The 12,182-nt window shown below is 67.0% G+C and carries 9 protein-coding genes; 7 read left to right on the top strand and 2 right to left on the bottom strand.

All coding sequences use genetic code 11. The features are described 5' to 3' along the window. Positions 1 to 31 precede the first annotated feature (31 nt). Positions 32 to 1,045: an FAD:protein FMN transferase gene (locus tag E0W60_RS15825; RefSeq protein ID WP_431189911.1), complete on the bottom strand. Its 1,014-nt coding sequence runs from the start codon at positions 1,043 to 1,045 to the stop codon at positions 32 to 34. A gap of 290 nt (positions 1,046 to 1,335) precedes the next feature. Here E0W60_RS15825 and nosZ point away from each other — a divergent pair, with 290 nt between their 5' ends. The 6 genes from nosZ (at position 1,336) to E0W60_RS15855 (ending at position 9,507) form a co-directional block, all read left to right on the top strand. Continuing rightward, positions 1,336 to 3,273, top strand: coding sequence for a TAT-dependent nitrous-oxide reductase (gene nosZ, locus E0W60_RS15830; protein WP_135704913.1), 1,938 nt, complete (start codon positions 1,336 to 1,338; stop codon positions 3,271 to 3,273). 68 nt (positions 3,274 to 3,341) lie between these two features. Beyond that, positions 3,342 to 5,951, top strand: a complete 2,610-nt coding sequence (locus E0W60_RS15835) for a NosR/NirI family protein (RefSeq protein ID WP_135704914.1) — start codon at positions 3,342 to 3,344, stop codon at positions 5,949 to 5,951. Further along, complete coding sequence (locus E0W60_RS15840) at positions 5,948 to 7,201, top strand: nitrous oxide reductase family maturation protein NosD (RefSeq protein ID WP_135704915.1); 1,254 nt, start codon at positions 5,948 to 5,950, stop codon at positions 7,199 to 7,201. Before E0W60_RS15835 ends, E0W60_RS15840 begins: the two co-directional genes overlap by 4 nt. A 1-nt stretch (position 7,202) precedes the next feature. Further along, complete coding sequence (locus tag E0W60_RS15845; RefSeq protein WP_195428085.1) at positions 7,203 to 8,138, top strand: ABC transporter ATP-binding protein; 936 nt, start codon at positions 7,203 to 7,205, stop codon at positions 8,136 to 8,138. Beyond that, positions 8,135 to 8,974 carry an ABC transporter permease gene (locus tag E0W60_RS15850; RefSeq protein WP_195428084.1) on the top strand — a complete coding sequence of 280 codons (840 nt, stop codon included), beginning with the start codon at positions 8,135 to 8,137 and terminating at the stop codon, positions 8,972 to 8,974. The genes E0W60_RS15845 and E0W60_RS15850 overlap by 4 nt, the downstream gene beginning before the upstream one ends. Beyond that, entirely contained in the window at positions 8,974 to 9,507 is a 534-nt protein-coding gene (locus E0W60_RS15855; RefSeq protein ID WP_133097682.1) for a nitrous oxide reductase accessory protein NosL, read from the top strand. Before E0W60_RS15850 ends, E0W60_RS15855 begins: the two co-directional genes overlap by 1 nt. Positions 9,508 to 9,541: 34 nt before the next feature. Here E0W60_RS15855 and aroG read toward each other — a convergent pair whose 3' ends face one another. Beyond that, a complete protein-coding gene (aroG, locus tag E0W60_RS15860; protein WP_165971581.1) occupies positions 9,542 to 10,621 on the bottom strand; it encodes a 3-deoxy-7-phosphoheptulonate synthase AroG in 1,080 nt (359 codons plus the stop codon). 470 nt (positions 10,622 to 11,091) lie between these two features. Between aroG and E0W60_RS15865 the strand changes: the two genes are divergently transcribed. Next, positions 11,092 to 12,165, top strand: a complete 1,074-nt coding sequence (locus E0W60_RS15865; RefSeq protein ID WP_135704916.1) for a class I SAM-dependent methyltransferase — start codon at positions 11,092 to 11,094, stop codon at positions 12,163 to 12,165. The last annotated feature ends 17 nt before the right edge of the window (positions 12,166 to 12,182 follow it).

Below are 12,182 nucleotides of genomic sequence, written 5' to 3' on the forward strand. Positions count from 1 at the left end.
GTCTTTTCTTTGGGCGGCGCGCCCGCGCGGCCTACGCTGCCACACCTGCCAGCCGGCGGCGCATCCCTGCCGTAAGCCACGGCTCACCGTCGCCGACGACCAACGCATCGACGCCGGCCGCATCGAGCAGCAGGCCGGCCGCGGCGGACTTGCCAGCCACCATCAACGCGGCACCGAGTCCATTGACCGCCACAGCCGGTGAAGCCACCAGCGTCACGCCATGCGGACCCGACGCCGGCATGCCGGTGGCGGGGTCGAGCACGTGGTGGTAGCGCCTGCCGTTGGCGACGAAGCAGCGCTCATAGTCGCCCGATGACGCTACCACGGCGTCGGATACCTCCAGTACGCCCAGCAGCCGTGCCGGTGCGCGCGGATCGCGCACGCTCACGCGCCAGTCGCGCCCTTGCAGCTGGCCGCTCGCCAGCACATCGCCGCCGCCATTGATCATGGCATGATGCAATCCATGCCTGCGCAGTGCCTGCATGCCGGCCTGCAGGATCGGCAGCTTGGCGATGCCGCCCAGGTCCAGGCGCATGCCGGGGCGCAGCAGCATCGCTTCGCCCCGGCGTTCGTCGAGCATGACCTGCCGGTAGTCCACCAGCGTCCGTTCGCGTGCCAGCTCGGCGGAAGCCGGCACGCGTGCATTGCCTTCACCGAAGTGCCAGCCGGCAAAGGCGCCGACGGTGATGTCAAACGCGCCACCGGTGCGCGCCGACAGTGCTGCCGCCGCTTGGAGCACTGCCATCAGTTCCGGTGCGACCGGCACCGGCTGCCGGCCCGCTGCGCGCTGCAGCGCGCTGACCTGGCTGTCCGGCCGGTAGCGCGACATCAATTGCTCCAGGCGCGCCATTTCCGCAAAGGCGGCGGCGATGCCGGACCTTGCAGCCTGGTAAGAACTGTCCTGCACCACGATATCGACCTGCGTGCCCAGCAGGCGCCGCGATGCGCGCGTGACCGTGGCATCGGCCAACGCGGGCCTGACGAACATGGCGGTGGCAAGCATCGGCATGGTGGCCGCGGCGGCGCGCAGAACGTTGCGCCGCATGGCGTCGATGCGAGAGGAGGAAGACAGCGTTGCCGGCAGGGTCTTGGCGCGCATGACAGGGTGGGCGGCGCATGCCGCGTTAGTCGTTGACGTTGTGGTGTCGCCATTCTCCGGGCAGTCTTCAAAAAAACATGCATCAAAAATGAATATTTAAGATATCCATGACGACCGTCAACCTCGTTCACGCCAACTGCTTCGACTATCTGTAACCGGCAACATCAGGCCACCCACACAACGAAGAGAGCAGGCGGAGCCCTCCGCCCATTGCAATGACGGTTCGAGGATCGAAGATGACGAGGCATTCGCAACACCCACTGGCACACACCGATGCACCGGCGGCACCGGGACGAAGGCGCTTTATCAATACCGCGGCGCTGGCCGGGCTGGCCGGCGTGGCGGCGTGCACGGACAAGGGCGCCGCGCCCGCCGCGGCCACCGCGGCAAGCGCTGCCCAGGCAGGACATGGCGGCGCCCCTGCCGGCGTGTCGGTGCACCTGAAGCCGGGCGAGCTCGATACTTACTACGGCCTGTGGAGCGGCGGCCATGCGGGCGACGTGCGCGTGCTGGGCCTGCCCTCGGGGCGCGAGCTGCACCGCATCCCGTGCTTCGTGCCCGACGCGCTGACCGGCTGGGGCATCACCAATGAATCCAAGCGCGTGATGGGCACGCGCCCCGATGGCAACGTGCTGTACACCGTCGGCGACACGCACCACGTGCATGCCTCCTACAAGGACGGCAACTACGATGGCCGCTACGCGTGGATCAACGACAAGATCAACGCGCGGCTGGCGCGCATCCGGCTCGACTACTTTGTCTGCGACAAGATCACCGACCTGCCCAACGTGCAGGGCTTCCACGGCATTTTTCCGGACAAGCGCGACCCCGTCGACGCGAACATCAACTACACCACGCGCGTGTTCTGCGGCGCGGAGTTCGCCCTGCCGCTGCCCAATACGCCGACCGAGGACGCCGGCAAGTACCGCTCGCTGTTCACCTGTGTCGATGCGGAGACGATGGCGGTGCGCTGGCAGGTGCTGATCGACGGCAATTGCGACCTGGTCGCATCCTCGTACGACGGCAAGCTGGCTGCCACCAACCAGTACAACGTCGAGATGGGCGCGCGCTATGAAGACATGATGTCGGCCGAGCGCGATGCCTGCCTGTTCTTCAACATCGCCCGCATCGAGGCTGCGATCAAGGATGGGAAATTCAAGACCATCGGCGATTCGAAGGTGCCGGTGGTCGACGGCACGCACGCGGCCAACGCCGACCCGAAGACCGCGCTGACCACCTACGTCTCGGTGCCGAAGAACCCGCACGGCGTCAATGCCAGCCCGGACCAGAAGTACTTCATCTGCGCCGGCAAGCTGTCGCCGACCGGCACCGTGATCGAACTGGCGAAGGTGCTGGACTGGTTCGACGGCAAGCTGGAGACGCCCGACGATGCCATCGTCGCCGAGGTCGAGCTGGGCCTGGGGCCGCTGCATACCGCCTTCGACGGGCGCGGCAATGCCTACACCACGCTGTTCCTCGACAGCCAGATCGTCAAGTGGAATATCGACGCGGCGATCCGCTTCCACAAGGGCGACAAGAACGCCAAGTACGTGGTCGACCGACTCGACGTGCAGTACCAGCCCGGCCACCTGAACGCCTCCCAGTCCGAAACCGTCGCCGCCGACGGCAAGTTCCTGGCAGTGGGCTGCAAGTTCTCCAAGGATCGTTTCCTGCCGGTGGGGCCGCTGCATGCCGAGAACGAGCAGCTGATCGATATCTCGGGCGACAAGATGGTGCTGCTGGCGGACCATCCGGTGCACAGCGAGCCGCACGATTTCATCATCTTCCGTCGCGAGTTGCTGCGGCCGAAGCAGGTCTATGCGCTGGATGATTTCCCGCTGGCGGTGAAGGATCCGCAGCAGTCGGGCGTGTTCCGCAACGGCAGGAAGGTGACGGTGAAGATCACGTCGCAGGCGCCGGTGTTCTCGCTGCGCGAAATCAAGTTGAAGAAGGGCGACGAGGTCACGCTGATCCTGACCAACCTGGACAAGATCGAAGACCTGACGCACGGGTTTGCCATCCCCAAATACAACATCAACTTCATCGTCAATCCGCTCGAGACCGCGTCGGTAACCTTTGTCGCCGACAAGCCGGGCGTGTTCTGGTGCTACTGCACCCACTTCTGCCACGCGCTGCATCTTGAGATGCGCAGCCGCATGATCGTCGAGGCCTGAGACGGCATGCGTGGATGACCTGGCGCGGTGCCCGCTGCTGCGCCGGTCGTCCCTTGCCCCCAATTCCCATGATCCACGCAATTCTCGAACGGCTTGCGGCGGGCTTCGCCGTGTGCCTGCTGGCGCTTGGCTTTGCCGTGCCGGCGCACGCCGGCGCTTACGAGGCGGCCTTGCCGCCGGAACTGTCCACCGCGGCGGACCTGTGCGCGCTGGTGTCCTGCACCGAAGTGCTGCCCGGCGCCACCAGCTTCTCTCCGCGCAAGGGACAACCGCCCTACGTCGAAGGCTATCGCACTGGCGCGGACGGCAAGCGCGAGGTGATCGGGTACGTGATGTTGTCCACCGACATCACCGATACGCCAGCGTATTCCGGCAAGCCGGTGGTGACGCTGATCGGCATGGATACGCGAGGGCAGTACACCGGAGTCAGGGTGCTGAAGCATTCCGAGCCGATCCTGCTGCTGGGCATCCCGGAATCGGCGCTGCTCGATTTCAACCAGCAGTACGTCGGCAAATCGGTTGCCGACAAGATCGAGGTCGGGCAGTCGCGGCCGGACGAAGGCGTGGTCGGTGTCGATGCGATTTCCGGCGCCACCGTGACGGTGATCGCGCAGAACCAGGTGCTGACCACGTCGGGCGCGGCAGTGGCGCGGCAGGTCGGCATCCTGGCGCCGGCGAAGCGGGCACCGGCGCGGTTCGCCGAAAGCGGAAAACAATATGGCTGGCAGCAACTGGTGGCCGGCGGACTGGTGCAGCGGCTGCTCGTGCAGCCGGCGCAGGTCGGGCTGCCCGGCAGCGGCGAGCCCTTTATCGAACTGTGGTTTGGCGATCTCAATCATCCCGACATCGGCCGCAGCGTGCTGGGCGATGCCGGCTGGCAGGGGCTGCGCGCGCAGCTAAAGCCCGGCGAGCACGCCATTTTCGTGGTCCGCACCCGGGGGGCGGAATCGTTCAAGGGCTCGGGCTTCGTGCGCGGCGGCATCTACGATCGCGTGCAGGTGCGCCAGGGTGCCGACGCGTTCACCTTCCGCGACCTGGACTACCTCAACCTCTACGGCGTCGCGGCGGAGGGCGCGCCGGCGGTGACGGAGTCGGCGATCTTCGTGATCCGGTCGCCGGCGTTTTCCGCGGCGTATCCGTGGAAGCTGTCATTCCTCGGCAATCGCGTCGACCGCGCCACCGGCACGCGCAGCTTCGCCAGCTTCGATGCGCCATACTGGCTGCCGGCAGCGATGCTGCAGGGCGGCCGGCCGCAGCTCGACGAACCCGAGGCGCCGTGGCGCAAGGTCTGGCGCAAGCAGGCCACCGCAATTGGCCTGTTCATCGCGCTGCTCGGCGCGGTCACGCTGGTCTACGCACTGCGCGAGCGCCTGACGCGGCGCGCTACACACAAAAACAAATGGCCGGTCAATGCGTTCAAATACACCGCCTGGGCGCTCAGCATTGTCTTTGTCGGCTTCGGCGCGATGGCGCAGCCATCGATCACGCAGGTGCTGACGTGGTTCCATGCACTGCTGCTGCGCTGGGACTGGGCGTTGTTCCTCAGCGATCCCTTTATCTTCTGCTTCTGGATCTTCATTATCATCACCGTGTTGCTGTTCGGGCGCGGGCTGTTCTGCGGCTGGCTGTGCCCGTTCGGCTCGCTGTCCGAGGCGATCTACAAGCTGGGCCGTTTCCAGGGCCTGAAGCGATGGCAGCGGCAGTTGCCGCGCCGCTGGCATGACCGGCTCAAGTGGGTCAAGTACGGCGTGTTCTTCGGGCTGCTGGCGGTGTCGGTGTTTTCGATGGCGCTGGCCGAGATGCTGGCGGAGATCGAGCCGTTCAAGACGACCTTCCTGGTCGGCATCCCGAACCGCGCGTGGCCCTACGGGCTGTTCGCCTGCACGCTGCTGGGACTGTCGCTGTTCATTGAACGGCCTTACTGCAAGTACCTGTGCCCGCTCGGCGCCGCACTGGCAATGCCCAGCACGTTCCGCTGGTTTGGCCTGCGGCGCAAGCCCGACTGCAACCACTGCAAGGCATGCGCGGTGGGCTGCGGCGCGCAGGCGATCGATGCCGATGGCCGCATCGACCATCGCGAATGCCTGCATTGCCTCGACTGCATGGTGCTCTATACCGATACGCGCGGCTGCCCGCCGCTGGCGCGCGAGCGCAAGCGGCGCGAACGCGACGCGCTGCCGCTGACGCCGGTGGGACGCAACGGGTATTTCATCCCGCTGGTGCCGGTGCCGGCTGAAGCGGCGCAGCCGTCGGGCCCGGATCCGCGCATGCCGACGGACCCGGTGGCGCCCCCCTACGCGGTAACGGCCGGCGTCGCGCGCTGGGTCGCCGAGCTGTGGGACCACTTGTGTCCATGGAGCGGGCAGGGCTGGCGCACCGCTGCCGCACTGCAGCTGGCGGGCCTCGCGGTGGCGCTGGCCGCAACCGTTGCGTGGGCACTGGCGGCCAGCGGACAGATGCGCGCCGGCGCGGTGATCGGCTGGTGGCTGGGCTGGAGCCTCTATGAAGTGCTGATCCGCCTGTCCGGCAAGCGCTATGTCAAGGATGGCCCGTGGTGGCGCGGCCGTTACCGGCGCGCAACTGTGATGGACATGCTTAGCTATGTCGGCTTCAAGAACCTGCTGGTCGGTGCGTTGCTGTTCCTGGCGCTGAAGGCGATGGGGATGCTGGCCGCATGAAGCTGCTGCCTGGTATCGTGCTCCTATGGATAAGCTGCGCGCAGGCCGCGACCTGGCGCGTGCAGCCCGGCCAGTCGCTGCAGGCAGCGATCGATGCCGCCGGCGCGGGGGACACCATCGAGATCGCGCGCGGCCACTACACCGGCAACTTCGTCATCGACAAGCCGCTGGTGCTGCGCGGCATCGCGCGGCCCACGCTCGGCGGCGCGCTGCGCGGCGATACGCTGCGCATCACGGCGCCGGACGTGACCGTCGAAGGCCTGATCGTGCGCGACTCCGGCGATAGCCTGAAGGACCAGAACGCCGGCATCTATATCCGCCCCGGCGCGCACCGCGCCGTGGTGCGCCATTGCGACCTGACCTACAACCTGTTCGGGCTGTGGATCGAGAAGGCCGACGATGTCCGCATCGAACGCAACACCATCACCGGCAAGCGCGACTACAACTCGGCGCAGCGCGGCAACGGCGTGCAGCTCTACAACACGCGCGGCGCACGCATCCTCGACAACAACATCAGCTTCGTGCGCGATGCACTCTATGTCGATGTCTCGCACCACGCCATCTTTCGCGGCAACCGGCTGCACCACAGCCGCTACGGCACCCATTACATGAACTCGTACCACAACCTGTGGGAAGGCAACGACAGCTACCGCAACCGCGGCGGGCTGGCGCTGATGGAGGTGCGCGACCAGGTCGTGCGCAACAACCGCACCTGGGGCAATGCCGACCACGGCATCATGCTGCGCACGCTGCAGGACTCGGTGATCGAAGGCAATGTAGTCGCCGGCAACCAGCGCGGCTTCTTTATCTACGACGTCGAGTACGCGACGCTGCGCGGCAACCTGGTGCTGGGCAATGCGATCGGCGTGCACCTGTCGGCCGGCTCGACGCGCAACGTGGTGCAGGGCAACGATTTCATCGGCAACCGCGAGCCGGTGCGCTACGTGGGCGCGCGCGACGAGCCGTGGGGCGGGCGCGGACAGGGCAACTACTGGAGCGGCTACCTGGGCTGGGACCGCGACGGCGATGGCGTGGGTGACGTGCCATACCAGGCCAATGACCTCGTCGACCGGCTCGGCTGGCGCTACCCCGGGGTGACGCTGCTGCTGGGCAGTCCGGCGCTGCAGGCGCTGCGGCTGACGGCACGGCAGTTCCCGGTGATCCGGGCGCCGGGCGTGGTCGATGCCTATCCGCGGATGCGCCCGGTGCGCGCCAACTGGAGGGACTGGGATGCTCAGACCGGCAACTGAAATGATCACGGATGCCATTGCGCTGACCGGCGTCAGCCGGCACTTCGGCTCGCTGCGCGCCGTGGACGATGTCAGCCTCAGCGTGGGGCAGGGCGAACTGATCGGGCTGATCGGGCATAACGGCGCGGGCAAGAGCACGCTGTTCAGGATGATGCTGGGGCTGTTGCCGCCCACGCATGGCACCTTGCGCGTCGCCGGTGCCGACGTGGGCAGCCGCGCCTTTCGCGCCGCGCGGCGCGGCATCGGCTACCTGCCCGAGCATCTGGTGCTGTATGACAACCTGAGCGGGCTCGAAACGCTGCGCTTCTTCGCGCGCCTGAAGGGCGTGAACGCGGATGCCTGCGCGCCGATGCTCGACCAGGTCGGCCTGTCCGCCGCCGCCGCACGGCCGGTGCGCGAGTATTCGAAAGGGATGCGCCAACGGCTCGGTTTCGCGCAGGCGCTGCTCGGCGCACCGCGCGTGCTGTTTCTCGACGAACCGACCAACGGGCTGGACCCGGCGGCAATCCGCGACTTCTACCGGATGCTCGACGCGCTGCGCGAGCGCGGCGTGACCATCGTCATCACCTCGCACATCCTGGCCGAGCTGCAGCAGCGCATCGACCGCTTCGCCATTCTTGCCGGCGGCCGCTTGCAGGCCACCGGCAGCCTGGAGGCGCTGCGCGCGCAGGCGGGGCTGCCGCTGACACTGCGGTTGCGCCTCGAACCGGGCGCGCGCGAGCACGCGCTGCGCCTGCTGCGGACGCAAGCGTACGGCATGATCGAAGTGGTGGACGAGATGGAGGAAGGGCCGGATGAACTGACCGTGCGCTGTCCCGTTGCCGCCAAGATGCCGATGCTCGCCGCATTGCAGCCGCTTGCGGGCCGCCTGCGTGACCTGCAGATCCGCGAGCCCTCGCTCGAAGACCTGTTCCTCGGCATGCGGGGGCAAGCATGAGCGCGCGCATCGATGCAAGGCAGGTGGCAGCGATCGCCGCCAAGGAATTCCGCGACCGCATGCGCAACCGCTGGGTGCTGGCCGTGGCCGTCGTCTTCACCGCGCTGTCGGTGGCGATCGGCTATTTCGGCGGCGCCGAGCAGGGTGTGCTCGGACCGCGTTCGCTGGAGTTCGTCATCACCAGCCTGGCGAGCCTGGTGATCTACCTGGTGCCGATGATCGCGCTGCTGCTCGGCTTCGATGCCGTGGTGGGCGAGCGCGAGCGCGGCTCGCTGGACCTGCTGCTGTCGTTGCCGCTGACGCGCGGCGAGCTGTTGCTGGGCAAGTACCTCGGGCTGGCCGCCGCATTGCTGCTTGCCACCGCCGGCGGCTTTGCCTTGATGGCGCTACTGCTGGCGCGCCAGTTCGGCTGGGCCGGCCTGTACCACTACCTCGGCTTTGTCGCCAGCGCCGGGCTGCTCGGCCTGGCGTTCCTGAGCCTGGCGCTGTGGCTGTCGGTGCTGTCGCGCGACCGCGCGCAGGCATCGGGCCTGGCGATCGGCCTGTGGTTCTTTTTCGTGCTGGTGTTCGACCTGCTGCTGCTCGGGCTGCTGGTCGCCGGCGCGGGCGAGGGCGGCGCCAGCGGGTCCGGCATCGATTGGATCGCGTGGCTGCTGCTGCTGAACCCCGCGGACCTGTTCCGCATCGTCAATGCCTTTTCACTCGACCAGTTGCGCAGCGCCGGCGGCGTTGCCAGCATCGTGCCGCCGGCGCTGGCCAGCCCCTGGCCCACCGGCGCGGCGCTGCTGGCGTGGATTGCCGTGCCGCTGGTCCTTGCTGCCAGGAGATTCCGCTGATGTGTTCCCCATCCTCTTTGCGCCGCCGCCACCTGATGCTTGCCATGGCCGGCGCCACGGTCCTCGTTGCCGCCTGCGGCAAGAAGCCGGAAGGCACCGCGCAGCCGCAGGAAATCGAATCCGCCACCGCCTGCGTGCTGGATGGCATGCTGCTGGCCGACTATCCCGGCCCCAAGGCGCAGATCTTCTACGCCGGCGACGCGCGCCCGCAGTGGTTTTGCGACACAGTGGAAATGTTCCACGCACTGCTGCGGCCCGAGCAGGTCAGGCCGGTGCGCGCGGTGTTCGTGCAGGACATGGCGCGGGCTGACTGGGAACGGCCGCGCGGCCACTGGTTCGATGCCACCACCGGCGTGTATGTCGCCGGCAGCGGGCGCCACGGATCGATGGGGCCGACGCTGGCGAGCTTCCGCGCCGAGAGCGATGCCAGCGCCTTTATCGCCCGCCATGGCGGCAGGCTGCGGCGCTACGCCGAGGTGACGCCGGAACTGGCGGACCTCGGCGGCGGCGCCATGCACGACAGCCGGATGTAGCCGGCGGTCATGCGAGGCGCGCGCCTCTGATGGCTCAGTTGCCGCTGCCCGGCACCAGGCGGCGCTGGCGCACCGACTCCGCCAGGCCTTCCAGCACCTTGACCGATTCATCCCAGCCGATGCACGCATCGGTGACCGACTGGCCGTAGGTCAGGTTTTCCACCGGCGTGCCTTGCACGTGGTCCTGGCGGCCCGCCACCAGGTGCGATTCGACCATCACGCCGATGATGCGCTGGTCGCCGCCGGCGATCTGGCGGCCGATGTCTTCGCACACCGGGATCTGGTTCTCATGCTTCTTGCTGCTGTTGGCATGCGAGGCGTCGATCATCAGGCGCGAGGCCAGCCCGGCCTTGGCGATGGCGTCGCACGCTTCCTGCACGCTGGCGGCATCGTAGTTGGGCGCCTTGCCGCCGCGCAGGATCACGTGGCAGTCCTCGTTGCCCGAGGTCGACACGATCGCAGAGTGGCCGCCCTTGGTCACCGACAGGAAATGGTGCGGTTGCGACGCGGCCTTGATCGCGTCCACCGCGATCTTGACGTTGCCGTCGGTGCCGTTCTTGAAGCCCACCGGGCACGACAGTCCGGAGGCCAGCTCGCGGTGCACCTGCGACTCGGTGGTGCGCGCGCCGATCGCGCCCCAGCTGACCAGGTCGGCGATATATTGCGGGCTGATCATGTCGAGGTACTCGGTGCCGGTCGGCACGCCCAGCTCGCTGATGTTCAGCAGCAGCTCGCGCGCGGTGCGCAGGCCGTCGTTGATCTTGAAGCTGCCGTCCATGTGCGGGTCGTTGATCAGGCCCTTCCAGCCCACCGTGGTGCGCGGCTTCTCGAAGTAGACGCGCATCACCACTTCCAGCTCGTTGGCGAAGCGGTCGCGCTGCACCTTGAGCAGCTTGGCGTATTCCAGCGCGGCGCGGGTATCGTGGATCGAGCACGGGCCGATGATGACGATGAGCCGGTCATCCATGCCATGCAGGATGCGGTGCATGGCCTGGCGCGCGCCGTAGATCACGTCCGAAGCCGCTTCTGAGCAGCCAAATTCGCGGATCAGGTGCGCCGGCGGCAGCAGCTCCTTGAGTTCGCGAATGCGCAGGTCGTCGGTGTTCTTCAGCATGATGGCTCCGTGAATCTTGTGAGGTCGTGAGAGTGGGGAAGCAATGGGGTATAAAAAAACCGCCAGGGTCGCTGGCGGTTTTTTTTGTATTCGGGGCGCTTACAGCCGTCCCTCCCTATCCGCCAGCGGTGTGAGATCGCTAAAGAAGTAAAAGTAAAACTTAGCGGACATGGCGGAAAAGGATGTTGGCTGAGGTCAGCTTGATTCGATTTTGTGGATAGGCGCTGGATTCATGCTGCACTGCGTGGCAGAAAGGCAGAAAATTGCGCGCCGGTCGACAATTGTTCGGCGTGCCTTGGTTGCCTGCGGCGCGACGAAGCATCTTTATAGCGCCTTTTGCCGGGGTTGGCAAGTGTCCGCGGCGCCGCGTGCGGCACCGCACGGTAGCTGTCGTGGCGCGCCGCTTCCTGCTGTATCGCCTGAGGCCGCCGCCTATATTGAACGGGAGGGAGCGCACGGGGAGGTGCATCATGAGCGTCGACGAGGCGAGGCTGAATGCCTTCATGGAGAAGTTCGTCCACGATATCGGCGCGGTGATGCACGCCGCCACCGTGGTGGTCGGCGATGAACTGGGCCTGTACAAGGCCATGGCGGAAAAGCCGATGACCGCCGATATGCTGGCGCAAAAAACCCGTACCGACGTGCGTTACCTGCGCGAATGGCTGTCGGCCCAGGCCGCCAGCGGCTACGTCGACTACGATCCCGACAGCGCGGAATTCAGCCTGAACGAAGAGCAGGCCTTTGCACTGGCGCAAGAGGGCAGCACGGCGTTCATTCCAGGCGCGTTCCAGATAGCGGTGGCGCAGTTCCGCGCTATCCCGAAGATGATCGACATCTTCCGCAACGGGCGCGGGCTGGGCTGGCATGAACACGACCCGGCGCTGTTCCACGGCACCGAGCGCTTTTTCCGGCCGGGCTATTCCGCGCACCTGGTCTCGGAATGGATCCCCGCGCTCGACGGCATCGAGGCGCGGCTCAGGCGCGGGGCCAGCGTGGCCGATGTGGGTTGCGGCCATGGCGCGTCGACCATCATCCTGGCGCAGGCCTATCCGGCCTCGCGTTTTGTCGGCTTTGACTACCACGAGCCTTCGGTACGCCATGCCACCGAGGCCGCGCGGCGCGCCGGTGTGGGCGACCGCGTGCGCTTCGAAGTGGCCAGCGCCAAGGACTACGCCGGCAAGGACTACGACCTGGTGGCGGTGTTCGACTGCCTGCACGACATGGGCGACCCCGTGGGCGCGGCACGGCACGTGCGCGAGACGCTGCGGCCGGACGGCGCATGGATGATTGTCGAGCCGTTTGCCAACGACAAGCTGGAAGACAACCTGAACCCCGTCGGACGCGTGTTCTATTCCGCTTCCACGTTCATCTGCACGCCGGCGTCGCGCTCGCAGGAAGTGGGGCTATGCCTGGGTGCGCAGGCAGGCGAGGCGCGCATGCGCGGCGTGGCCGAGCAGGCCGGCTTCGGCAGCTTCCGCAGGGCGGCGCAGACGCCGTTCAACCTGGTGTACGAGGCGCGGCCGTTCGCCCCCGACACACCATGAGAAACGGGACCCGCGGG

This window comes from Cupriavidus oxalaticus, from assembly GCF_004768545.1.
GTDB lineage: Bacteria > Pseudomonadota > Gammaproteobacteria > Burkholderiales > Burkholderiaceae > Cupriavidus > Cupriavidus oxalaticus_A.